Here is a 23,303-nt window from a genome sequence, read left to right on the forward strand (position 1 = left end):
GTCGTGAAGCGGACACAGTAAGTCGTGGGCCTTAAGTCCTGCATGACTGCCCCCCGCCCTGAGGACCCCCGAATGCAAGCAGACGTACCTCAACGGACGCCCGAGCGGAAGCTCACCTCCAAAGAGCTGGCGGTCGTGGCCTTCGTGGGCACGATGGTGGTCACGGCTGCTGCGTGGTTGTGGGCGGTGACCGCCGCTCCTGCCGGGGCCAAGGGACTGATGGCGGCCGTGGGCGCGGGCTCGACCCTGCTGCTGGCCTGCGCCGCCGGGGCCGCCGCCTACTACGCCGCCACCGGCCGCGAGCTGCGCCGGCAGGCCAGGTGGGCCGAGGCGCGCTACCTGTGGCTGCGGCAGGAGAACGTGCGGGTGGCCGAGGAGGCGCTGCCCGTGCTGGGGCGCCGGGTGCGCGAGGGCGTGCCGGTCGTGGACGCGTTCGCGCAGGCGCCGAGCTTCGGCGAGAGCTCGCTGCAGCGGGTGCTCCGAGCGGCCGGCAACGAGCTCGGCGTGCTCCAGCGCGAGCTCGACACGGCAAGGAAGGCCCGCGAGTCGGCCGAGTCCGGCGCCAGGGCGTCCCGCGAGGCGCTGGAGCAGGAGATCTCCCGGCTGTCCTCCGACACGCTGCCGGAGCTCGTACGCCGGCTCCAGAAGGAGCGGATGTCGGTCGGCGCCGCGCTGGCGGACGTGCCGCAGCCGGAGCACGACCCCCTGCGCGACCTGCTGGGCGAGACGGCGCAGCACCTCGGCGAGAGCGAGCGCAGGGGAGCCGCCGTGATGGCCGCCTGCGCCGGCGCCGCGGCCCGGGTGCAGGCCCAGGCGACCAGCCTCCTCGCGCAGCTGCGCGGCCTGGAGGAGCAGTACGGCGAGCAGGAGGACGTCCTCAGCGACCTGCTCGACCTGGACCACCGCGTCTCCCAGATGAGCCGGCTGGCCGACAACATCGCCCTGCTGAGCGGCGGACGTTCGGGCCGGCGGTGGACGCGGCCGATCGTGATGGAGAGCATCCTGCGCGGCGCCATGGGCCGCATCGGCGCCTACCGCCGCGTCCGGCTCCACTCCACCAGCGCCGCCGCCGTGGTCGGGTACGCCGCCGAGGGCGTCATGCACGCGCTGGCCGAGCTGATGGACAACGCCGCCACGTTCTCGGCGCACGGCACGGAGGTGCACGTGTACGTGGACGAGGAGGACGCCGGCATCGTGATCACGATCGACGACAGCGGCCTCGGCATGCGGCCGCGCGAGCGGCAGCACGCCACCAAGCTCGTCTCCGAGCCGCTCGACCTGCGCACGCTCTCCGGCACTCGGCTGGGCCTCGCGGTGGTGGGCCGCCTGGTCGACAAGTACGGCCTGACCGTGAGCTTCCGGCCGTCGGCCCGCGGCGGCACCGGGGTCGTGCTGCTGATCCCGCGCGTACTGATCACACAGCCCAGGACCGCCGAGCCGCCGGCCGTGCCCGCGCAGGCGCCGCCGGTGGAGGAGCTGCCGACCGACGAGGAGCTGCTGCCCAGGCGGCGTCGCGGGCAGACGCTGGCCGAGGCGACGAGGGCGCGGCAGGCGCCGGAGGCCAAGCCGGTGGCCCGCGACGGGCGTGATTCGGCGGCGAGGTTCGCCGCGTTCCGCCAGGCGGGCGGCCGTGGGCGTACGTCCTCTCCGGTCACCGACGACGCGTGAGCACGCGTCACCGGCCCCCGGAACTTTCTGATCACAGTAAGGAGGCAGGGACGCCCGCGCCGCACACGCGCGTCCCGTCGTTTCGATGAGCACTACCGACGCTGCAGGCACCACCGATCGCGAGCTCGACTGGCTGCTGGAGAACCTCAGGAAGAAGACCCCGGGGGTCAGGCACGTCCTGGTCCTGACCAGGGACGGTCTCAAGATGTGCGTCACCTCGGGCCTTGGGCGCGACAAGGCCGACCAGCTCGCGGCCCTGGCCGCCGGGATCCAGAGCCTGTCGCTGAGCGCCTCCGCCGAGTTCGGCGACGGCATCGGCGCGGGGCAGGCGATGGTGGAGTTCGCCGGCGGGCTGCTGCTCATCGTGCCCGCAGGCGAGGGCGCCCACCTGGCCGTGATCGCCGACGAGGACGGCGACGTGGGGCTCGTCGCGCACAACATGAACGAGATGGTCGAGCAGATCGGGGTCTACCTCAGCGCGGCGCCGCGTCGGGCGGAGACCAGCGGCGAGCGCCCATGACACCGCGCGCTGTCGACCGGGAGGACCCGGACCGGCTCTACACGGTCACCGGCGGCCGCACCCGCGCCGACGAGAACGCCTTCGACTCCGTCTCTCTGATCGTCAGTGAGTGCGAGCCGGCCCCCGGCATGCAGTCGGAGCACGTCAAGATCCTCCAGCTGGCCCGGGAGCCGGCGGCGGTGGTGGAGATCTCCGCCGAGCTGCGGCTGCCGGTGAGCGTGGTGAAGATCCTGCTGCGCGACCTGCTGGACACCGGCCGCATCACCGTCCGCCATCCGTCGTCCGCCCTGCAGGCCGGGCGGCCGGACCCCGAGACCCTGAGGCAGGTGCTCAGTGCCCTCCACGACCTCTGATGCCGTACGCACACCGCTGCGCGGAACCGCACTCGACGCACTGAAGATCGTGATCGTCGGCGGCTTCGGCGTGGGCAAGACGACCATGGTCGGCTCGGTCAGCGAGATCCGCCCGCTGAGCACCGAGGAGGTCATGACCCAGGCCAGCGAGGGCATCGACGACGCCAGCCGGGTGCGGGCCAAGACCACCACGACGGTCGCCTTCGACTTCGGCCGGATCACGGTGACTCCCGACAAGGTGCTGTACCTGTTCGGCGCCCCGGGGCAGCAGCGCTTCTGGTTCGTGTGGGACCAGCTGTTCGCCGGCAGCCTGGGCGCGGTCGTCCTGGTGGACACCCGCCGCCTGCAGGACTCCTGGTACTCCATCGACCGGCTGGAGCACCACAAGACGCCGTTCGTCGTGGCCGTCAACCGCTTCGCCGACGGCCCCTCGCTGGAGGCCGTACGCGAGGCGCTCGCGCTGTCGCCCGAGGTCCCGCTCATCGAGTGCGACGCGCGCAAGCGCCCCTCGTCCAAGCACGTGCTCATCACGCTCGTGAAGCACATCGCCGGCACCCGGGAGGGCAAGTCATGACGAACCCACTCGTGGACGGCTATCCCGATCACGTCGACGCCATGCGGCTGTACGGGCCGGAGATCCACGCCGACCCGGCCGCGGTGTACGAGGAGATGCGCCGCAAACATGGGCCGATCGTGCCGGTCCTGCTCGACGACGACATCCCTGCCTGGCTCGTGGTCGGCTACCGCGAACTGCATCACGTCACCAGCCAGCCCCAGCTCTTCGGCCGCGACTCCAGGCGCTGGAACCTGTGGGATCACATTCCCGAGAACTGGCCGGCGCGCGCGTTCGTGAGCTGGCAGCCGTCCCTGGTGTTCACCGAAGGCGCCGAGCGCAAGCTCCGGGGCGGCGCGATCGGCGACGCGCTGGACACCGTCGACCGCATCGAGCTGAACATGATCTGCGAGCGGGTCGCCGACCGGCTGATCGACGAGTTCTCGGGGAACGGTCGCGCCGACCTGATCAGTCAGTACGCCCACCGGATCCCGGCCGAGGTCGTCACCCGGCTGTACGGCCTGCCGGAGTCGGAACTGCCCGAGCTGGTCAAGGACGCCTACCTGGTGACGGACGCGGGTGAGGAGTCCTTCCCCGCGGGGCTGCGGGTCATGGAGCAGGTGACCCGGCTCGTGGCCGCCAAGCGCGCCAGGCCGGGGCGCGACCTCACCTCGCACCTGCTGGCGCACGCCGCAGGGCTCTCCGACGAGCAGATCGTCCAGGACCTGATGGTGCTGATGCTGGCCTCACACAGCCCGGGCTCCAACTGGATCGGCAACACGCTGCGGCTCATGCTGGTGGACGACCACTTCTCGGTGACGCTCCAGGGTGGGCGGAGCAGCGTCGGCGAGGCGCTGAACGAGGTGCTGTGGAGGGACCCGCCCTCTCAGGCCATGCCGTCGCGCTGGCCCGTGCGTGACTGCGACGTGGCCGGGCGGCGCCTGCGCAAGGGCGACCTGCTGGTGCTCGGCTTCGCGGCGGCCAACGCCGACCCGCAGGTACGCCCGGCCGCGCCGGCCCACTCCGGCGCGAACCGGGCGCACATGTCGTTCAGTCACGGCGAGTACGGCTGTCCCTTCCCGGCGCCGGAACTCGCCGAGATCATCGCCAAGACGGCCATCGAAGTGCTCCTGGACCGGCTGCCCGACGTGCATCTCGCGGTGGAGCCGGAGGAGCTGCGCTGGCGGCCGTCTGTTTGGGCGCGGGGCCTCGAGTCCCTGCCCGTCCTGTTCAGCCCGGCCGGCCCCATGGGTCAGGGGCCGGCCGAGCGCTGGGAGCTCTGATCAGCGCACGCTCTCGCCGGTGGCGCTGAGGTCGCGGCGGAAGGACTCCGGCGCCTTGTACACCGAGAACATCGTGATCAGGGCGCCGATCATGACGTACGCGGCGACCAGCGGCCAGCGGGAGCCGTCCTTGCCGGCCAGCGCCGTGGCGATGAACGGGGTCAGGCCGCCCGCGAAGATGGAGGCGATCTCGCGGCCCGCCGCGGCGCCCGTGTAGCGGCGATCGGCGGGGAACAGCTCGGCGAAGAACGCGGGCTGGATGGCGTTGATGGCGTTGTGCCCGAAGTTGAGGATCAGCACGTACCCGAGCACGATCAGCACCATCGAGCCGCTGTGCAGCATGGCGAAGAACGGGAAGGCCATGACGAACACCACGACGGCGCCGAAGAAGTAGATCGGCCGCCGCCCGACCCGGTCGGAGATCGCGGCGAACACGCCGTGGCTGACGAAGGAGAGCACGGCGGCGACGAGGATGGCGTTGTTGAGCTGGGTCTTCTCGAGGCCGAGCGCGCTGGTGCCGTAGGACAGCGCGAACACCGTGAGCAGGAAGTACGGCACGGACTCGGCGAACCGCAGGCCGATGATCAGCAGCAGGTTGCGCCAGTCGTCCACGAAGATCGTACGGATCGGCCCGTGCTTGGGGCGCTCGGGCTCCGCGGCGGCCGTCTCGGCCTCCTTGTCGGCGGCCACGGCCTCGGCGAAGACGGGGGTCTCGTGCAGGCTGCGCCGCATCCAGAACGTCACGACGAGGACCACGGCCGACAGCAGGAACGGGATCCGCCACCCCCAGCTCAGCAGCTGATCGTCGGGGAGCGTGTAGACGTAGGCGAAGATCCCGGTGATGAGGATCTGCGCGGAGAAGCCGCCGGTGTTGGGCCATGCGCTGAAGAAGCCGCGGCGGTTCGGCGGCGCCGACTCCAGCACGATGATCATTGAGCCGCCCCACTCGCCGCCGACCGCGAAGCCCTGCAGCAACCGCAGCGCCACCAGCAGGACGGGAGCCCAGATCCCGATGGTGCCGAATCCCGGCAGCAGCCCGATGAGGATGGTGCTGAGTCCCATCACGACGAGCGTGACCATCAGGGTGGACTTGCGGCCGTGGCGGTCGCCCCGGCTTCCGAAGAACAGCCCGCCCAGCGGTCTGGCCAGGAAGCCGACGGCGAACGTGCCGAAGGCGGAGAGCGTGGCCACGAAGCCGCTGGCGTCCGGGAAGAACACCTTCGGGAAGACGACGGCGGCGGCTGTTCCGTAGACGAGGAAGTCGTAGTACTCCAGCGTGTTGCCGAGGAAGCTGGAGGCCGTGACCTTCCAGGTGTAGCGGAGATCTGTCTTCGGAAGGGTCGCGACCATGGCGCCTCCCTTTCTGCTGGCGGCTTGCATATTTCCGCAGTGGTTCAGTTGTCGCACACTATGGCTTGGAAGACGGTTAACCGTCAACGGTCATCCGTTAACGTTGACCGTATGCAGTTGTGCGGGATAGTCTCCGGGTCGGCGGAGACTCAGGAGAGGAGAGCTGGTGTCGATCACCAATCCGTTGCGCAACCCACCGCTCGGAGATCAGCTGCTCGCCCAGCTCCGCTCGCTCATCGTGCGTGGCGAGCTGAGCGTGGACACGCACCTGGTCGAGGGCCGGATCGCGGAGCGCTTCGGGGTGAGTCGCGGGCCGGTGCGCGACGCGCTCCGCCAGCTGGAGATCGAAGGGCTGGTGGAGACGCGCAAGCGGGGCGTCTTCGTCCGCGGCCTGTCTGACCAGGACCTTCGTGAACTCTACTCGCTCCGCGGCGCGCTGGAGAGCCTGGCCATCAAGGAGGCCGTGGCGCGCCTCGACGCCGCCGACTGGTCCCCGGTCGACGAGGCGGTCGAGCAGATGCGGGCCGCCGCCGACGACTCCGACGCCGCCAAGTTCGCCGCCGCCGACCTCGACTTCCACAGCGGCTTCTACACGATCGGCGACAACCGCTGGCTGACCGCCACCTGGGCGCTGCACCGGCCGTTGTTCGCGGCGGTGCTGGAGATCACCAACACCGATCGCGACCTGGTGCCCGTCGCCCAGGACCACGCCGACCTCAGGGACATCGTCCGCTCGGGCGACGTCGACGCCGCGCTGGCCGCGCTCACTGCCCACCTCGACGGATCCTGCGCCCGGATCCGCGCGACGCTGATCGAGCGGGAGCGCGCCCAGCCCGCCCTCTGACCTGCCCCCCGCCTGCCGCCCTGGGCCCGCCCGGGGCTCCGTCCGCCTGCCATCGATCCCGCCTGCCGTCAATTCCGCCTGCCATCAATGACGTACCGAGGCATCGCCGTGCCTCGCCATCGACGACACCATCGACGACACCATCGACGAACCGAGGTCCCGCCATGCCGGAGAACAGAGAGAACACCCCACCCCGTGCCGAGATCCTCGCCGCCGTCCCGACCTTCTTCGACGAGGCCGGGGAGCTCGACCACGCCACCACCAAGGCGCACTTCACGGATCTCGCGGGCCGCATCGACGGTGTCTTCGTGTGCGGCACCACCGGCGAGTTCCCCGCGCTCGACCGCGCCGAGCGCCGTGCCGTCGCCGAGATCGCGCTGGCCGTGTTCGGTCCGGAGCGGGTCGTGGTGCACGTCGGCGCCGCGGCCACCCGGGAGGCCGTGGCGCTGGCCCGCGACGCGGTGGCGCTCGGGGCACGCAGGCTGGCCGCGCTGACTCCGTACTATCTGCCTGCCGACACCGGCGCCGTGCGCAGGCACTTCGCCGCGGTGGCGGAGGCGGCAGGCCCCGCCGCCGTCTACGGCTACCTCTTCAGCGAGCGCTCCGGCGTGGTCGTCGAGCCCGCCGACTTCGCCGCGATGGCCGCGGAGACCGGGCTGGCCGGGGCCAAGCTGAGCGGCCTCGCGGCCGAGCGGTTCGCGGAGTACCGCGCGGCGCTGCCGGCCTCCGCCCGGGTGTGGTCGGGCTCGGACACCAGGCTCGCCGAGGTCGTCCGCGGCGGCGGCGCCGGAGTCGTCTCTGGGCTGTCGGCGGCGTTCCCCGAGCCGTTCGCCCTGCTCGCCGACGCCGTGGCCGTCGGGGACGCCGACGCGGAACGTTCCGCCCAGTCCCGGGCGGACGAGGTGCTGGCCACGCTGGGCGGCACCGTCGAGGGCATCAAGCTGGCGCTGAGCCACCTCGGACGCGGTACGGGCGCGCTCCGCATGCCGGCCCCCGAGATCGGCCCCGACATGCGTGAGCGCATCGCGCGGCTGGCCGAGACGGTCCTGAGTGCCTGATGATCCACCGGGAGTTCGTGACCATAGACGACCCCCGCTGGACGCAGTGCCACGCGTCCACGCTCGCGGTGGCGGACGGCACTCCGGTCGTCGCGTGGTTCGCCGGGACGAGGGAGGGCACGCCTGACAACCGCATCCGCGTCGCCCGGGGTGGTGAGCTGTCCACCCTGGACACCGGCAGAGACGTCGCGCACTGGAACCCGGTGCTGGCGCCCGGTCCCGACGGCGCGCTCTGGCTGTTCTGCAAGGCGGGCGAGCGCATCTCCGAGTGGATCACGCTGGTCACCCGCTCGTACGACGCCGGCGCCACGTGGGAGCCGGTGCGCGAGCTCGTGCCAGGAGACCGGTCCGGCGGCCGGGGCCCGGTCAGGAACCCGCCGCTGCTCGCCCCCGGAGGGCGGCGCTGGCTGGCGCCCGGCTCGACGGAGCGGTGGGGCGAGCCGCTGCGCTGGGACCCGTTCGTGGACGTCTCCGACGACGGCGGGCTGAGCTGGACGCGCGCCCCGATCCCCGTCGACCACGACGCGCTGGCCGGTGCCGGGCACATCCAGCCCGCGCTGTGGTGGGGAGCGGACGGCCCGGTCGCGCTGATGCGCAGCACCGAGGGGCGGGCGTACCGCTCGCTCTCCCGCGACGGCGGGCGCACCTGGACGCCCGCCGAGCCCACGGGCCTGCCGAACAACAACAGCGGCCTCACGGCGGTCGCGCTGCCGTCCGGACGGGTGGCCTGCGTGCACAATCCGAGCGCCGAGTCGTGGGGCAGCCGCTGCCCGCTCGTGGTCTCGCTGTCGGACGACGACGGGCTGACCTGGCACGCGGGTCCCACTGTGGACGACGGGGTCGTCCCCGTCGATCCGGCCGTGCCGCGGCTCCTGGACGACCGCGACCCCGGTGCCGGCCCCGGTTTCGCGCCGGGTGACGCGGGCGTCGTCACCGGCGGCGTCGCCGAGTACAGCTATCCCTCCGCCGTCCTCACCCCCGGCCACCTCCTCGTCACCTACACCTGGCAGCGCAGGGGGATCGTCCTCGCCCGGCTGTCCCTCGCCGATCTGGAGCCGTGATGACCAGCACGTACCGCATGCCCGTACCCCGCAAGGAGCGGCCCGCCGAGCCGCGCACCGCGTACCTGATCGCCAGCGGAGACCTGCGCCTGTCGGCGAACGTCGCCGGCTGGGCCGCGCAGGAAGCCCTCTAGAAGGCGGTCACGTCTGGTCGCGCTCAAGAACGGGCGGCTGCCGCGAAGGCGTGCAGTTCGCGCTCGACATCGGGACCGGCCGGGATGTACACGATCTCGGTGACGCCCGCGACGCCGGCCTTGCGGACCCGTTCGCCGATCGAGGCGGCGTCGCCGCTCCAGCCGGCGCGCAGGAGGGCCGGCCCGGCGGCGGCGACCAGAGCGCGGTCCCGGTCGGTCAGCGACGAGAGATGGCCCTGGTGGGCGACGAGATGGCGCAGGCCTTCCGCGCGGTCCGCCTCGAGGGCCGCCCGCCACCGGGCACCGCCGGGCACGGCGTCGACGGCCTCCTTCCCGTGCTCCCACACGGCGTGGACGGTGCTGGCGTAGCCGGGTCCGGCGGCCTCGACCACGCGTGGACTGGTGTGATCCTCGCCGGGCTCCAGAACGGTGCCGAAGCGCAGCAGCGCGAACTCGGGCCAGCCGCCCTGATCGCCTCCCTCGGAAACGGCGGTCACGACCACTCCGGGCACGCCGAGCTCCCGTGCCACGCCGAAGCCCTTCGGCCCCGAAGCCGCGACCCACACCGGCACGCCGATCGGACGGTCCGGGGCGGAGCCGGGCAGGTGCGTCATCTGGCACGGGCGGCCGTCGATCTCGACCACCTCGCCTCGCAGCAGAGCCCTCACCTGCCGGACGTAGCGCGCCAGCTCCGACCACGTGACGGGCCGCTGCCCCAGCGTGCTGCGGCCGGTGTAGCCCGTACCGAAGGCGACGATCAGCCGTCCGGGCGCCAGCTCCTCGACCGAGGCCACGGCGGATGCCGTCACCATCGGGTGCCGCAGCCCCGGGATCGCGACTCCGGTGCCCAGGCCGATGCGCTCGGTCGCCTCCGCGACGCGGGCCAGCGCGATCCAGGTGTCGCCGTAAACGGCCGGTGACTCGAACACCCAAACGCGGTGGTAGCCCAGCCGCTCGGCCAGCCGGGCCTTGTCGACGACGTCGGCGCCGGGCGGCAGGGCACACGAATATCGAGGAGTCATCGCCTGGCTTCCCACAGCGCGAGTGTGGCGCCGGTGGGATCGTCGATCACCGTGACCGATCCCTGGTGGAGGTCCACCCGGGCCCGGACCACGGTCGCGCCCAGCTCCACGGCCTGCTCCACCGCCCGGTCGAGGTGCACCACGGGCACGTACGGGATCCACTGCGGGCGGCGCCCGTCGTTCTCGGCGAGTTGCGTGAGGCCACCCCACGGAGCGCCGCCGTCGGTGAACATCGGCACGGTCTCGGACCCGGCAGGCACGTCGGTGACCGTCCATCCGAGCAGCTCGCCGTAGAAGCGGCGGGATCGCTCGCGGTCGGGGGTCCGCAGATCCATGAAGACGAACGGGTGGCTCATGCTTCCCTCCCCCTCAGTAAGTTGGGACATGCGTCCTGAACTTAGGACACGTGTCCTAATCGGTCAAGACGTGGGGTACGCTGGCCGCCGTGGCGGCATCCTCAGCGAGCAGGGCGAAGCACACCGACGGCAACCGGCGGGCCAAGCAGGAGCAGATCATCGAGGCGGCCAAGGACGTGCTCGCCCGTGAGGGCGTGGCGGCCTGCACGGCGCGCGCGGTCGCCGATGCCAGCCCGCTCACCAAGAGCGCCATCCACTACTACTTCAACGACATCAACGAGATCGTCGATCGCGCCGTGTTCGCGCACGTCGACACCATGCTCGACGACCTTCGGCGGGTGGCGGGGGAGACGACGGATCCGTACGAGCGGCTGCTGCGCGTGGTGGACGCCTATCTCACCACGTTCGCCGACAAGCCGCACGCCGCGTTCCTCTGGTTCGAGTACTGGATCAACGCGGGGCGCCGCGACTCCCTTGACGTGGCCGACCGCATGCTGGGCGAGGTCCACACCCTCCTGCTCGACCTCGTGGCCGAGCTCGCACCGGAAGACCCCGACAGGGCCGCCCATGCGCTGGTGTCCTGGCTGCTGGGCACCATCGTTCAGCAGCACCTCCGGCCGAGAGCGGTCGAGGCGCTGCACGAAGAGATCGCCCTGATCCTCACGACCGCCCCCGGCCACCCATCCTGAGGGCTTCGGTGGTGGCGCGTATCTCACCACCGGGAAATATCCGATGCGCCGCGGGTGGCGTGGCAAGATGGAGCGGGCCGGACTGTGGCGAGTTTGCCGATTGAGGAGCTCGGATGGCGACTGCTCACGATAAGGGTGACCTGGCCGAAACACCCGGTAAGGATGCCGCCCGGTCCGGGCCGACCGCGCTGCGCATCCTGGTCGGGGCGCAGCTGCGTCGATTCCGGGAGATCAGCGGGATCTCGCGCGAGGACGCCGGATACGCCATCCGGGGATCCCACTCCAAGATCAGCCGCATGGAGGGCGGGCGCACGAGCTTCAAGATGCGTGACGTCGCCGACCTGCTCACCCTGTACGGCGTGGCCGACGAGAAAGAGCGAGAGGCCGTGCTCGCCCTGGCCAAGCAGGCCAACGAGCCCACCTGGTGGCACGACTACCGCGACGTGGTCCCCGACTGGTTCGAGGACTACCTCGGGCTCGAGCAGGACGCCGCGCTGATCCGCACGTACGAGGTGCAGTTCGTGCCCGGCCTGCTGCAGACCGAGGAGTACGCCCGCACGATCTTCACCCTGGGCAACAAGGGCGACTCCGCGGAGCGGATCGAGCGCCGCGTCGAGGTGCGCATGCGCCGCCAGCGGATCCTCGCTCCGCCCATGTCACGCAAGCTCTGGGTGGTGCTGGACGAGGCGGCGCTGCACCACCGCGTCGGCAGCCCGGAGATCATGCGGGCCCAGCTCGAGCACCTCGACCGGATGGCCGCGCAGCCCAACATCACGGTGCAGGTGGTCCCGTTCACCGAAGGCTGGGCCGTCGGCGGCGTCGGGCCCGTCACCGTCCTGCGTTTCGCTCAGGCCGGGCTGCGCGACGTGGTCTACCTCGAGCAACTGGCCGGCGCGCAGTACCTCGGCAAGGAGTCCGAGGTGCTGCCGTACCAGACGCTGATGGACGAGCTCGGCGTGCAGGCTGCGCCCGCGCCCGACACCCCGGCCATCCTGCGTAAGATCATCGATTCGCTCTGACCGTCACGGTTTGCGGCCCACACCGCAGAACGCGTCGACCTCCGGGGGCAGCCCGAACACATCGGACTCCAGCTGCCAGCGGGAGACCGACACGATGCCGGGATCCACGAGCTCCAGCCCGTCGAAGAAGCGGGCGATCTCGGCGGGGGTGCGGAGCCGGTACTCGTACACCTCGCCCTTGTCGCGCAGCCGCTCGGCCTCCGCCGCGGCTTCGGGCTTGACGGTGTTCGTGCCGTCCTCGAACACCAGGTAGCTGCCCGAGGGCAGCGCGTCCATCAGGTGCCGCACCAGCGCGTACGCCTCGTCGTCGTCGAAGATCGTGCCCATCACGCCCAGGAGCATGAGCGCGGTCGGCCGGCTGAAGTCCAGCGTCTTGGACGCGAACTCCAAGATGCTGTCCGGCTCGCGCACGTCGGCCTCGATGTAGTCGCACGCCCCTCGCGGATCGCTGGCGAGCAGGGCGCGCGCGTGCACCAGCACCAGCGGGTCGTTGTCGACGTAGACGACCCGGCTCGTCGGGTCCACCCGCTGGGCCACCTCATGGGTGTGGTCCACGGTCGGCAGGCCCGTGCCGATGTCCAGGAACTGCCGGATGCCGGCCTTTCCGGCGAGATGCCGGACGGCTCGCCCCAGGAAGACACGGGTATGACGGGCGATGTCTTCCATCCCCGGATAGACGTCCCGGAGTTTCTCCGCGAGCTGCCGGTCGACGGGGTAGTTGTCCTTGCCGCCCAGCCAGTAGTTCCACACCCTGGCCTGATGCGGCTTGCTGGTGTCGATCCTGGAAAGGAGCGCGGGGTCCAGGGGTGAGTCATCCGTCACGAAGAGCTTCACCTCTTATGTTGATATGTCGTATCTACGAATCTATGCATCTTGTGAGGCTTTTGCCTTTGTATCAGGCGCGCTCGGCGGTGTCATTGGGGCTCAGTGATAAATCCGCTGAACCCGCGCTGCCTGAGGGCCGTACCTCGCTGTAGGACGAGACGGGGAGGTCGGCCACATGCGGCGCCGGATCACGAGTGTGAGCGTCGGGCTGCTGCTGTCGCTGGCGCTGGTCGGCGCACCGGCGGGTGCGCACGGCGCGCTGCAGAAACCGCTCAGCCGGGCGGCGGCCTGCGGCGCCGACAGCCCGCTCAAGACACAACCGGCCGCCTGCCGCGCGGCCGTGGCGGCGAGCGGCAGGGCCATGCCCGCCGACTGGGACAACCTGCGGGTGGCGAACGTCGCGGGCAAGGACCGCGAGGTGATCCCGGACGGCAAGCTGTGCAGCGGCGGCATCCCCGAGTTCAAGGGGCTCGACCTCGCCCGCGCCGACTGGCCGGCCACGACGCTGACGGCGGGAGCCCGCTTCACCTTCAGGTATCGCGGCACCATCCCGCACCGCGGGAGCTTCCGGCTGTACGTCACGAAGAACGGCTACGATCCGGCCAGGCCGCTGAAGTGGTCCGACCTGGGGAGCAAGCCGTTCCTCCAGGCCACCGACCCGAAGCTGACCGACGGCGCCTATGTCATCAAGGGCCGCCTGCCCTCCGGCAGGACCGGTCGCCACCTGATCTACGCGATCTGGCAGAACTCCGACACTCCGGACACCTATTACTCCTGCTCGGACGTGATCTTCCGTGCCGCGACGGCGGTCCAGGCCCAGCCCCGGCCGGTGGCCTACAAGACCACCGGCTACACCGGCATCCCCTGGCTGGTCACGGTGGCGGCCCTGCTCGCGATCGGAGCCGGGGCCATGGTCGTCCTCATGGTCCGGCCACGTCGTTAGGGCCACGGCTGCGAGATCACGGCTCTGAGATCTCCAGCAGGGCGGTGCTGAGCCCGCATACCGCCGTGATCAGGTGCTCGCCCAGCCGGCGCCACGACTGCTCGGCGTCGGCCGGGGCGACCAGCCCGATGGCCAGGTCGCCTTCGAGCTCGGCGCACATGTGCACGACGAGCAGGCGGATCATGGCCCGGTACTGGGCGGACAGGTCGGGGTCACGGTCCTGCCGCGGGGGCCAGAGCCTCTCCAGGCGTTGGAACGAGGGGGTGCGCATGCTCGCCTGGACGGCATGCTCGCGCAGGGAGGGCTCGACGACGGCCTGGGCGAGGAAGCGCCCGTACCAGGACGGCGTGCCCAGCTCGATGTGATGCTCGATGTGCGGCGTGAGGATGCAGGTGATCCACCTTCGGAGCGACACCTCGCCCGACGCCTCCAGCGCGGCCACCATCGGGATCCGGTGCTCGTCGATGGCGGCCGCGTGGCGGGCCAGGATCGCCTGGATCAGCTCGTCACGGGTGCTGAAGTGATATTGGACGGCGGACTTGTTGCGCTGGCCGGCCGCCTCGCTGATCATCCTGATGGAGACGTTCGCGAACCCGTGCTCGGCGTAGAGCCGTTCGGCGGTGTGCATCAGCTTGTCCCGGGCGCGCGTCGATCGGGGAGACGGCGTGGCGACCGCCGTACTGACTTGCATGGCTGATCCTTGATCTCTTCTTTCTGCACCGTCCCCCGACGATTATCGCCCCTTACCCTGTCACCACGTGACCCATACGTCCTGGAGACCTCCGGTCATCCCGCCGGTACGCATCCGCAGGTCCTCGGGAGCGTCGCGCAGCCGCAGGCCTGGCAGCCTGCGCGCCAGCGTGTCGAGGACGACCTGGAGTTCGACCCTGGCCAGCGGCTGCCCGAGGCAGTAGTGCGGCCCAGCGCCGAAGGTCAGGTGCTGGTTGCTGTTCTGCCGGCGCGCGTCGAACCGGTCCGGATCGGCGAACTTGCCCGGGTCACGGTTGGCGGCGGCGATGCTGGGGATCAGCGTGGCGCCGGCGGGCACATCGACGTCGCTGAGCGTGATCTCCTCGGTGAGGTACCTGGGCACCCCGCCGATGGTCGACAGCGTGCTGTCCAGGCGCAGCACCTCCTCGACGGTGCCCGGGACCAGGTCGGGGTCGTCGACCACGGCCTCGAAACGCTGCCGGTCGGCGAGCAGCATCGCCATCATGATCGCGATCATGTTCGAGGTCGTCTCGTGGCCGGCCAGCAGCAGCCCCCTGACAGTGCTGATCAGCTCGGGCTTGCTGAGCCGGCCGTCCTCGGCGTCGGTGATCTGGGTCAGCTCGCTGAGCAGGTCGTCGCCGGGGTTCTCCCGGTTGTGGTCGATCAGGTCCGACACGTACGCGGTGAACTCCTGGTAGGCCTGGTCGACCTCCTCCTGGGTGTTGCGCGTGAGCGTGAGCATGGTGGTGGACCAGCGCGCGAACTTGTCCTGGTCCTCGGGCGGCGCGCCGACCAGCGCGCAGATGACCCGCACGGGAAGCGGCAGCCCCAGCCCGGTCGACAGGTTGCCAGGGGAGCCCTTGGCCAGCATGGTGTCCAGCAGGTCGTCGGCCATCGCCTGGACCCTGGGCCGCCACACCTCCATCTTCCGTGCGGTGAACCAGCGGCTGAGCAGGCGCCGCCACCGCATGTGGCCCTGCCCCTCGCTGATGTCCATGGTCTCGTCCCTGCGCCGGTTGAACAGGCCGCCGTCCTCTGTGGTGGCCAGCCGGGCGGCACCCTCCCTGGCGAGGTTGCGGCTGAAGCGCGGGTCGGCCAGCACCGCGCGGGCGTCGTCGTACCGCGTCACCAGGGTGGCCACGTCACCGCTCGGCAGCCGTACGTGCGACACGGGGCATTTCTCCCGCAGCTCCGCGAGCTTCGGCGGCGGCTCCAAGGCCGTGGGACGGTCGAACGGGAACTCCGGGATCGCGTCAGCAGTCATCTTCGTCCTTCAGCTCGAAAGGCCCGACGCTTCCGAATATAAGGCGACCGCCTTAATAAGACAATCGTCGCGAAAGCCCGCCAGGTGAGCACAGGGTTCTTATCCCTCGCATGTATATACTCGGGGTATAGTCCCTCGACATGATCGCTCTCTCCAAGGCCGTCCGCCCGCTCGCCGTGGGACTGCTCGCCGTGACGGCGACCGCCGGCCTCCTCTCCGCGCCCGCGGCGTCCGCGTCCGCGTCCGCCACACCGTCTCTCCCGCGGCCGACCGGTGCTCATCCGGTCGGCACCACATCCCTGCATCTCACGGACACCTCCCGCCCTGACCTCTGGGTCCCCACGGCCAAAGCCAGGGAGCTCATGGTCTCCCTCTGGTACCCGGCCAAGGCGCCGGGCCGTGACCGGGCGCCGTACATGACGGCGAAGGAGTCGGAGCTCCTCCTGAAGGACAGCGGGATCACCAGCGTGCCCTCCGACGCGCTGAGCAAGACCCGCACCAACGCCTACACCGATGCCAAGCCGGCGGGCCGCACGCACGGCCTGCCCCTTGTCGTGCTCTCGCCCGGCTTCGGCAAGCCCAGGAGCGAGCTCACCGGGCTGGCCGAGGAGCTGGCGAGCCGGGGGTACGTGGTGGCCGGGATCGACCACACGTACGAGAGCGTCGCCACAACCTTCCCCGACGGACGGGTCACCACGTGCGTCGTGTGCGAGATCGACAAGACCCCGGCGTGGTGGGAGAAGCTGGAGAAGGGCCGTGCGGCCGACGTCTCCTTCGTGCTCGACGAGCTGACCGGGTCGCACCCGAAGTGGAAGGGCGCTCGCCTGATCGACCCCTCCAAGATCGCGATGGCCGGCCAGTCGGTCGGCGGCGCGAGCGCCATCACCACCATGCTCGCGGACTCCCGGGTACGCGCCGGGGTCGACATGGACGGCACCACAGACGTCCCGATCCCGGCCGGCGGGCTGGCACGGCCGTTCATGTTCCTGGGCAAGCCGTCCACGTACACCCCGGGAACCGGGGCCGAGGCCGCCTCGTGGGAGCGTGACTGGAAGCACATGACCGGCTGGAAGCGCTGGCTCCTCATGACCGGGGCGGTGCACGTCTCCTTCACCGACTACGGTCTGCTGACCGATCAGCTCGGCGTCGACTCAGGAGCGGACCTGCCCGGGGCCCGCTCCATGGAAATCACTCGCCAGTACGTGCGCACTTTCTTCGACCTGCACCTGCGTAAGAAGGCGCAACCCCTGCTGGACGAGCCGTCGGCCCGCTATCCGGAGGTCAAGTTCTGCGCTCCGGAGAAGAAGACCTGCGCTTAGCCTTACACGCCGGCGCTCAGAGTGTGTTGGCGCGCTGTGCCGCCTGGTAGACGGCCATCGCCTCGTTGCCGAAGAACGGGCCGAACATGAAATCGGGGGCGAAGTTGTACTTGAAGCTGTTGACGGAGTTGAGCATGCCGAACCCGGTGGACTCGTTGAAGTTCTGGAACCAGGGCCCGCCGCTCGCTCCGCCGGTCATGTTGCAGCGCAGCCCCTGGTCCGTGGTCATGACGGTGTCGTTGAACGTGCGCCCGCTGCAGTAGATCAACCGGGAACCGTCGAACGGCGCCGCCGCCGGGTAGCCGAAGGAGAACATCTGCCGCCCCCTGGGCTGGTTGAACGCCACGCCCTGCCCGCCCACGACGTCGGTCAGCGTCCGGCCCTGCAGCGGCGCCACCACGGCGGCGGCGACGTCGAAGTTGATGTCCTCGCTGGCGTTCCACTGCTGAGTGGTCAGCAGTCTGGTGGCCACCCACGTGCCGAACGGGCGCCGGCCGTTGTCGAACCCGGGGACGAACACCCAGTTCCGGTGCGAGGCGCCGTCCAGCTTCACGCAGTGCCCCGCGGTCATCACGACGCTCTCGTTGGCGCTGGTCACGGCCGAGCCGGAGCAGGACGCGTTGTTGCCGTCAGCGGTGGTGAAGAAGACGCGTCCGGTGGTGCGCACGACGGCGCCGCCGTCGGTCCAGCGCAGGCCCGGGCTGTTGGGCACCGCGGCCACCTGTTGGGCGTCGACGGCCGCGGTGCCGCGGACCGACCACGGGGAGCCCTGGACGGTCGAGGCGGCCCCGCGGGTGGTCCAAGGGGTGCGCCGGGTGGTGGTGTCGGAGACGCCGCGGGTGGCCCACGGGTCGCCCTCGGTCGGCCCGCCCGAGCGGGTGCGTCGCGGCCTGGGCGTGTCCAGCGGCTGCGCCGCCAGCATGCGCTGCGGCGTCCAGTACTGCTGGACGCTCCTGGCCTCCGACCAGGAGTCCGCGGCGGACCACCCGGCCGGCCTGGGATCGAGGCCGTTCGTGGTGCTGGCCTGCGCGGTTCCCACAGGGGCCAGGGCGCCCGCCACGGTGATCGCGACGGCGGAGAGCAGGACGACTCTGCGGTGCATTCGTACCTCCCGAAACCGGAATCTGCCGCATGGAGGTACGTACGCGGACATCCATCCGCCTCAAGGCATAAGCAAATGGATATAACTCAGGTCGCCCTTACCGGTGCAGCAGCCGGGCGGGGACCGCGTCGGCCAGCGCCTTGTAGCCGGTGTGGCTCAGGTGGAGGTGGTCGCCCACGTCGAAGGCCGCGACCAGGCGGCGCGGGTCGGCGGGGTCGCGGGTGGCCCGGTCGAAGTCGATCACGGCGTCGAACCGGCCGCTGGTGCGGATCCACTCGTTGACCGCCTGCCGGGCCGCCTCGCGGTGACCTTGGGCGTCGTCGTAGAAGCTGCCGCCGAAGGGGGTGAGCGTGGCGCCGTACACCCGGATGTCCTGTGCGTGCGCGCGCACGATGATCTGGTCGTAGGCGGCGATCAGCTCGTCGGCGACCTTCTTCTGGGCGTCCTGGGTGTCCGCCGCGGTGCCGAGGTCGTTGACGCCCTCGAAGACGATCAGCCAGTTGACGCCGCTCTGCGCGAGCACGTCCCGGTCGAGCCGGGCCAGGGCGCTGGGGCCGAGGCCGTCGTTCAGCACCCGGTTGCCCCCGGCCGCCTGGTTGGCGATGGCGACGCCCGCGGTGCGCCGATCGGTCCGCAGCCGGTCGAAGAGCTGGTCGGGCCAGCGGTTGTTCTGGTTGGTGGTGGAGCCCCGGCCGTCGGTCAGCGAGTCGCCGAGCAGGGCGAGCGTGGCGGTGGCCGGCTTGGACCAGACCTCGATGCCGCTGAGGAAGTACCAGTGGTCGACGGGGGTGGCGCCGGTCAGGTCCGCGGCCTCGGCCTGGTTGCCCTTCGCCAGGTAGGACGTGGTGCGGGAGCCCGGGTGCGACGTGATGGCGGTGGACGCCTGCCCGTCGGCGAGGTACGCGGTCACGCTCAGGACCGTGCCCGCGGGCAGCGCCAGGTCGAGCGGGTCGGACACGACCTGCGCGCCGACGGACACGACCGTCGAGGGGCGCCCGTAGAAGGTCACCGGCTGGAGGGTCTGCGGCTGGATCGCGCTCACCCCGGCCTTGCCGTCGCTGGGGAGCGCCACGGTGACGCGCGTGATGGGTAACGGCGCGCCACCGAACGCGTTGGAGAAGCGCAGCCGCATCCGCTGCCCGCCGACCGACACCCGCAGGGTCTGCCGCACCGTGCTGTCGGCCAGGACCAGGTTCTCCTGCGTGTACGGCGCGGGCGGCATGTTGCCGGGCTCGGTGAGCTGCGGCATCGCCGTCCACGTGGTGACCCAGTGCCCGCTGGGCTCGGAGGACCCGTCAGCCGCTCCCGCCGTGCCCATGGCGAGTCCCAGAACCGCGACGATGGCCAATTTCAGTGCCCTACCCATAGACCGGCCTCCCGAAATGTTTCGGGCAGATGTCGAATATTTCGGTAGCGAACGTATGACAGGTGGCCCCTGAGGTCAATGGTGTCCTGGGATGCCCGGTTCGTGATGAGGTCATGCCCGGCTCATGATCGTGTCTCTGGTGGGCGAGTTCGCAGGCCAGCAGGGTTGTACCCAGTCGATCTGAAGGAGTCGTCATGGGTGTCCTGCTCAGGAAGTGGCACGGCCCGCTGAGCTGTTGTGCGGTGGCGATGGCGGTGCTGGCCGCTGTCAGCGTGGTGGGGCTCGTCGTGGACGAGCGAACGGTGCTCGACCAGGGAGTGTGGCTCAAGCCGTTCAAGTTCGCGGTCTCCTTCGGCCTGTACGCCACCACGCTGGCCTGGATGATCGCACAAGCCGGGCGGTGGCGGCGGACGCTGTGGTGGCTGGGCACGGTCACCGTGGCCCTGTTCGTCACGCCGGAGATCACGGCCATCACCTTCCAAGCGGTCCGCGGCGTCCCCAGCCACTTCAACCTCTCCACCGAGCTGGACACGACGGTATTCATGATCATGGGTGGCGCCGCCTACCTCGGCTGGCTGCTGACCTTCGCGATGGGCGTGCTCCTGGTGGCGCAGCGCCGGGTGGACCGGGCGATGGCGTGGGCGATCCCGCTCGGGCTGGCCATCTCGCTCGCCGGCATGTCCATCGGCTACCTGATGACCGCCCCCACCCCGGACCAGGCGCAGCAACTGGCCAGAGGGCTGAGCCTGGCGACGGTCGGCGCGCACAGCGTCGGCGGACCCGACGGCGGCCCCGGCATGCCGGTCACCGGCTGGGAGACCGGCTCGGGCGACCTGCGGGTGGCGCACTTCGTCGGCCTGCACGCCCTGCAGGTGCTCCCGCTGGTCGCGATCGGCCTGCGCCTGCTCTCCCGCCGTTTCGCCGTCCTCGCGGGCGGCGCCACCCGTACGGCGCTGGTGATCACCGCGGCGTTCGGGTACGCGGGGCTTACCGCGCTGGTGCTGTGGCAGGCGCAACGCGGCCAGGCCCTCGTCCACCCCGACGCGCTCACGCTGGGGGCCGCCGCGGGTCTCGTCGCACTGGTGTCCGTCGCCACGGTCGTGATCCTGGCCGTCTCCGCGCCCCGGCGTGCCGAGCTACCGGATGTGCCCGTCCGTCCGGCCGCGACGCTCGCCGGGCGGTGAGGCTCGGAGACCTCCCGTCCACCGGCGGTGAGCCGGTCCCCGCGTCCGGGCGGCGGCGAGAGGTCTCCTAGGCTGCACGGGTGCGCAGGCAGGCAGAGCTGATCGTGGTCGTGGCGTTCGCGGCCTTCGCGAGTATCTACGTGGTGGCCGGCTCGCCCCTGGCACTGGCCGTGTTCGGGGTGCAGGTCGCCTTCGTCCGGCGGCGATCGTGGTGGCTGGTCGCCCTGCAGGCCGCACTGGCGTACGCCTCCGTGCTGCTCCACGGCTCCTCCGTCGGCATCCTCGGCTTCGTCGGCGGGTCGCTGCTGCTCACCTCGCTGTGGCCGCTCGCCCTGGCGGTGGTGGCCAGTGCCGCCCTCCTCGGCCCCGCCGACCCCGTGATCAGCATGATCCTGATCTCCCTGGTCGTCTACGGTCTGACCCGGATGATCGACCGGATCGAAGAGGTGAACGCGGCCAGGCTGTCACTGGCCGTGGCGGCGGCGGCCGAAGAGCGGTTGCGCATCGCCGCCGAGCTGAGCACGGGCCTGGGCAGGGCACTGTCCGCGATCGCCGGCGGAGCGCGTACGGGCATTCCCGACGTGGAGACGGCGCGCCAGGCTCTGGCCGAGGCCAGGGCGGCGGCGGCGAGCTACCGGGCCATGTCGCTGGCCCCCGAGATGACCACCGCCAAGGCGATGCTGACCGCCGCGGGCGTCACCGTGGACGTGCGCATGGGGCACACCGAGCCGCTCGGCCCGGCGGGCGCGCTCCTGGCGGCGGTGCTCAGGGAGGCCGTGACAGAGATCGTCCGGCGGCGCACGGCCACCACCTGCCTCATCGAGACCCTCACCGAGGGCGACACGGTACGGCTGCGCGTCTCCAACGACGGCGCGCGCACGGCCGGCGACGAGAGCCTCGGCGACCTGCCGGCCCAGGTCGAGGCGGCAGGCGGCACGCTCACCGTCGAGCTCGCCGGTGACGCCTCGATGACCGTGGACGCCACGCTGCCCACCACGCGCCCGCCCGGCCGGCCGGCTCGCGACAGCGCCCTGTCGATGGCGCTGCTGGCAGCGGTGCTGGTGGGGTTCTCGGTCAAGGCGCTCCTGCTGGCCGGCTCGCTGTGGCCGGCGGGCCTGCTGGCCGTCATCGTCGTCATGCAGCTGCGATCGGTCGAGGGGCGGCACCCGGTGGCGCTGTCGATCATGGCGGTGCTGACGTTCGCCCCGATTCCGCTCTTCGGACAGGCCTGGCTGGGTGTGGCGGGGTTCCTGGCAGGGCCGGTCCTGCTGGCCTTCTCATGGGCGGTGGCGCTGCCGCTGGTGGCGGCCGTCGTGGCGGTCGTCGCGACCGCCGCCGTGCTGCTGGGCCTGCCGGTCCCGCTGACCGTGAACTACGCGATCAGCACCCTGGTGACCGGCCTGGCGGTGTACGGGCTGCTCAGGCTGGCCCAGCTGGCCAGAGAGCTGCGCGAGTCGAGGGACGGCCTGGCCCGCGCGGCCGTGCTCGAGGAGCGCCTGCGTGCCGCCCGCGACCTGCACGACCTCCTCGGCCACACCTTGGCGGCCATCCTGCTCAAGTGCGAGCTCGCCCGCCGGCTCGACCCCGAGCGGGCCAGGAAGGAGCTCGACGACGTGCTGGCGATGACCGAGCGGGCGAGGGCGGACCTGCGGACGGTGTCGGGCGAGCACGGGGAGCTGTCGCTGACCGCGGAGGCGGAGTCGGCACGCTCGGTGCTGGCCGCCGCGGGCATCGAGGCCGTACTCGACCTGGGCCACGACCGGCTCGGCAGAGCGGTGGACACCGCGCTCGGCATCGTGCTCAGGGAGGCCGTCACCAACGTGCTCCGGCACAGCTCGGCCGGCCGGTGCACGATCACGACGTCCGTACGGGACGGTGCCGTCCGGCTGAGCGTGCGCAACGACGGCGTGCGCTCCTCGCAGGGACGCCACGGCTCGGCCGGGATCGGTAACCTCACGACCCGGCTCGCGGCACTCGACGGGCAACTGGCCATCGTCCGCGAACACGGCTGGTTCGAGCTGACCGCCACGGTGCCCACGCGGTCCTGGGTGCCCGTCTAGATCCAGCCGGCCTCGGTGGCGATCCGTACGGCGTCCGTGCGGTTGCGGGCGTTGAGCTTGGTGACGATCGCGGTGATGTAGTTGCGGACGGTCCCCGCGCTCAGGAAGAGCTGACCGGCGATCTCGGTGGCCTCGGCACCAGCAGCGACCAGCCGCAGGACGTCGGCCTCGCGCGGGGTGAGCGGGTTGTCGGCCAGGTTCCACGCGGTGATGGCGAGCGAGGGATCGAGGACGCGCTCGCCCCTGGCCACCTTTCTGATCGCGGCGCTCAGCTCCTCCGGCGAGGCGGTCTTCAGGAGGAAGCCGTCCACCTGGGAGGCGAGCGCGCGGCGCAGGTGGCCCGGCTTCCCGTGGCCGGTGAGCATGAGCGTGCGGCAGCCCGGCAGCTTGGAGCGCAGCTCGCCGGCGGCCCCGAGGCCGTCGATCTCGCCGGGCATGTCGATGTCCAGGACGGCCACGTCCGGCCGGTGGACCAGGGCGGCGGAGACCGCCGCGTCCCCGGACTCGACCGCCTCGACGACCTCGATGTCGGGTTCGAGGCTGAGCAGGGTCACGAGGGCTTCCCTGATGACGTGCTGGTCCTCGGCCAGGAGCATACGAATCACCTGACCATTATGTC

General features: G+C 71.1%; 24 protein-coding genes. 15 read left to right on the plus strand and 9 right to left on the minus strand.

Annotation, left to right across the window (positions count from 1 at the left end; genetic code table 11):
- Positions 1-72: 72 nt before the first annotated feature.
- The 5 genes from AB0J64_RS13880 (at position 73) to AB0J64_RS13900 (ending at position 4,377) form a co-directional block, all read left to right on the plus strand.
- The gene (locus AB0J64_RS13880; protein ID WP_364025607.1) at positions 73-1,668 is read left to right on the plus strand and encodes an ATP-binding protein; all 1,596 of its coding nucleotides are present in this window, start codon (positions 73-75) and stop codon (positions 1,666-1,668) included.
- A gap of 85 nt (positions 1,669-1,753) precedes the next feature.
- Positions 1,754-2,188 carry a roadblock/LC7 domain-containing protein gene (locus AB0J64_RS13885; protein WP_364025610.1) on the plus strand — a complete coding sequence of 145 codons (435 nt, stop codon included), beginning with the start codon at positions 1,754-1,756 and terminating at the stop codon, positions 2,186-2,188.
- Positions 2,185-2,541 (plus strand): DUF742 domain-containing protein, encoded by a 357-nt coding sequence (locus AB0J64_RS13890; protein ID WP_364025613.1) that lies wholly within the window; start codon positions 2,185-2,187, stop codon positions 2,539-2,541. Before AB0J64_RS13885 ends, AB0J64_RS13890 begins: the two co-directional genes overlap by 4 nt.
- Positions 2,522-3,115 (plus strand): ATP/GTP-binding protein, encoded by a 594-nt coding sequence (locus AB0J64_RS13895; RefSeq protein ID WP_364025616.1) that lies wholly within the window; start codon positions 2,522-2,524, stop codon positions 3,113-3,115. Before AB0J64_RS13890 ends, AB0J64_RS13895 begins: the two co-directional genes overlap by 20 nt.
- Entirely contained in the window at positions 3,112-4,377 is a 1,266-nt protein-coding gene (locus AB0J64_RS13900) for a cytochrome P450 (RefSeq protein ID WP_364025619.1), read from the plus strand. Before AB0J64_RS13895 ends, AB0J64_RS13900 begins: the two co-directional genes overlap by 4 nt.
- Here the strand turns inward: AB0J64_RS13900 and AB0J64_RS13905 are convergent, their stop codons facing one another.
- A complete protein-coding gene (locus AB0J64_RS13905; protein ID WP_364025622.1) occupies positions 4,378-5,727 on the minus strand; it encodes an MFS transporter in 1,350 nt (449 codons plus the stop codon).
- A 166-nt stretch (positions 5,728-5,893) separates the two neighbouring features.
- Here AB0J64_RS13905 and AB0J64_RS13910 point away from each other — a divergent pair, with 166 nt between their 5' ends.
- The 4 genes from AB0J64_RS13910 (at position 5,894) to AB0J64_RS13925 (ending at position 8,824) form a co-directional block, all read left to right on the plus strand.
- Complete coding sequence (locus tag AB0J64_RS13910) at positions 5,894-6,571, plus strand: GntR family transcriptional regulator (RefSeq protein WP_364025625.1); 678 nt, start codon at positions 5,894-5,896, stop codon at positions 6,569-6,571.
- Positions 6,572-6,735: 164 nt separating this feature from the next.
- Complete coding sequence (locus AB0J64_RS13915; protein WP_364025627.1) at positions 6,736-7,629, plus strand: dihydrodipicolinate synthase family protein; 894 nt, start codon at positions 6,736-6,738, stop codon at positions 7,627-7,629.
- A 17-nt stretch (positions 7,630-7,646) separates the two neighbouring features.
- Complete coding sequence (locus AB0J64_RS13920; RefSeq protein ID WP_364025630.1) at positions 7,647-8,690, plus strand: sialidase family protein; 1,044 nt, start codon at positions 7,647-7,649, stop codon at positions 8,688-8,690.
- The gene (locus AB0J64_RS13925; protein ID WP_364025633.1) at positions 8,690-8,824 is read left to right on the plus strand and encodes a hypothetical protein; all 135 of its coding nucleotides are present in this window, start codon (positions 8,690-8,692) and stop codon (positions 8,822-8,824) included. Before AB0J64_RS13920 ends, AB0J64_RS13925 begins: the two co-directional genes overlap by 1 nt.
- 23 nt (positions 8,825-8,847) lie before the next feature.
- On the opposite strand, the gene AB0J64_RS13930 is transcribed toward AB0J64_RS13925, so the two are convergent.
- Both AB0J64_RS13930 and AB0J64_RS13935 read right to left on the minus strand, forming a co-directional pair.
- Positions 8,848-9,846: an LLM class flavin-dependent oxidoreductase gene (locus tag AB0J64_RS13930; RefSeq protein WP_364025635.1), complete on the minus strand. Its 999-nt coding sequence runs from the start codon at positions 9,844-9,846 to the stop codon at positions 8,848-8,850.
- Positions 9,843-10,202, minus strand: a complete 360-nt coding sequence (locus tag AB0J64_RS13935; protein ID WP_364025638.1) for a VOC family protein — start codon at positions 10,200-10,202, stop codon at positions 9,843-9,845. Before AB0J64_RS13935 ends, AB0J64_RS13930 begins: the two co-directional genes overlap by 4 nt.
- 89 nt (positions 10,203-10,291) lie before the next feature.
- On the opposite strand from AB0J64_RS13935, the gene AB0J64_RS13940 reads away from it, so the two are divergent.
- Positions 10,292-10,891, plus strand: coding sequence for a TetR family transcriptional regulator C-terminal domain-containing protein (locus AB0J64_RS13940; protein WP_364025641.1), 600 nt, complete (start codon positions 10,292-10,294; stop codon positions 10,889-10,891).
- A gap of 113 nt (positions 10,892-11,004) precedes the next feature.
- Entirely contained in the window at positions 11,005-11,910 is a 906-nt protein-coding gene (locus AB0J64_RS13945) for a helix-turn-helix transcriptional regulator (RefSeq protein WP_364025644.1), read from the plus strand.
- 3 nt (positions 11,911-11,913) lie between these two features.
- Here the strand turns inward: AB0J64_RS13945 and AB0J64_RS13950 are convergent, their stop codons facing one another.
- Complete coding sequence (locus tag AB0J64_RS13950; RefSeq protein WP_364025647.1) at positions 11,914-12,732, minus strand: SAM-dependent methyltransferase; 819 nt, start codon at positions 12,730-12,732, stop codon at positions 11,914-11,916.
- Positions 12,733-12,910: 178 nt separating this feature from the next.
- On the opposite strand from AB0J64_RS13950, the gene AB0J64_RS13955 reads away from it, so the two are divergent.
- Entirely contained in the window at positions 12,911-13,678 is a 768-nt protein-coding gene (locus tag AB0J64_RS13955) for a lytic polysaccharide monooxygenase (protein WP_364025650.1), read from the plus strand.
- Between the two features lie 16 nt (positions 13,679-13,694).
- Here AB0J64_RS13955 and AB0J64_RS13960 read toward each other — a convergent pair whose 3' ends face one another.
- Positions 13,695-14,369, minus strand: coding sequence for a helix-turn-helix domain-containing protein (locus AB0J64_RS13960; protein ID WP_364025653.1), 675 nt, complete (start codon positions 14,367-14,369; stop codon positions 13,695-13,697).
- A 60-nt stretch (positions 14,370-14,429) separates the two neighbouring features.
- Positions 14,430-15,653 carry a cytochrome P450 gene (locus AB0J64_RS13965; protein ID WP_364025656.1) on the minus strand — a complete coding sequence of 408 codons (1,224 nt, stop codon included), beginning with the start codon at positions 15,651-15,653 and terminating at the stop codon, positions 14,430-14,432.
- A gap of 140 nt (positions 15,654-15,793) precedes the next feature.
- Here AB0J64_RS13965 and AB0J64_RS13970 point away from each other — a divergent pair, with 140 nt between their 5' ends.
- Complete coding sequence (locus AB0J64_RS13970) at positions 15,794-16,972, plus strand: alpha/beta hydrolase (RefSeq protein ID WP_364025659.1); 1,179 nt, start codon at positions 15,794-15,796, stop codon at positions 16,970-16,972.
- A 16-nt stretch (positions 16,973-16,988) separates the two neighbouring features.
- Here AB0J64_RS13970 and AB0J64_RS13975 read toward each other — a convergent pair whose 3' ends face one another.
- Together AB0J64_RS13975 and AB0J64_RS13980 are read right to left on the minus strand one after the other, a co-directional pair.
- Positions 16,989-18,074, minus strand: coding sequence for a peptidase (locus AB0J64_RS13975; RefSeq protein ID WP_364025662.1), 1,086 nt, complete (start codon positions 18,072-18,074; stop codon positions 16,989-16,991).
- Positions 18,075-18,171: 97 nt separating this feature from the next.
- The gene (locus AB0J64_RS13980) at positions 18,172-19,440 is read right to left on the minus strand and encodes an SGNH/GDSL hydrolase family protein (protein ID WP_364025665.1); all 1,269 of its coding nucleotides are present in this window, start codon (positions 19,438-19,440) and stop codon (positions 18,172-18,174) included.
- 194 nt (positions 19,441-19,634) lie between these two features.
- Between AB0J64_RS13980 and AB0J64_RS13985 the strand changes: the two genes are divergently transcribed.
- Both AB0J64_RS13985 and AB0J64_RS13990 read left to right on the plus strand, forming a co-directional pair.
- On the plus strand, positions 19,635-20,624 hold the full coding sequence (locus AB0J64_RS13985; protein ID WP_364025668.1) for a hypothetical protein: 990 nt from the start codon (positions 19,635-19,637) through the stop codon (positions 20,622-20,624).
- An 80-nt stretch (positions 20,625-20,704) separates the two neighbouring features.
- Positions 20,705-22,684 carry a histidine kinase gene (locus AB0J64_RS13990; RefSeq protein WP_364025671.1) on the plus strand — a complete coding sequence of 660 codons (1,980 nt, stop codon included), beginning with the start codon at positions 20,705-20,707 and terminating at the stop codon, positions 22,682-22,684.
- On the opposite strand, the gene AB0J64_RS13995 is transcribed toward AB0J64_RS13990, so the two are convergent.
- Positions 22,681-23,289, minus strand: coding sequence for a response regulator transcription factor (locus AB0J64_RS13995; protein WP_364025674.1), 609 nt, complete (start codon positions 23,287-23,289; stop codon positions 22,681-22,683). The genes AB0J64_RS13990 and AB0J64_RS13995 overlap by 4 nt on opposite strands.
- Between the last annotated feature and the right edge of the window lie 14 nt (positions 23,290-23,303).

This window comes from Nonomuraea sp. NPDC049695, assembly GCF_040674955.1.
Lineage (GTDB): Bacteria > Actinomycetota > Actinomycetes > Streptosporangiales > Streptosporangiaceae > Nonomuraea > Nonomuraea helvata.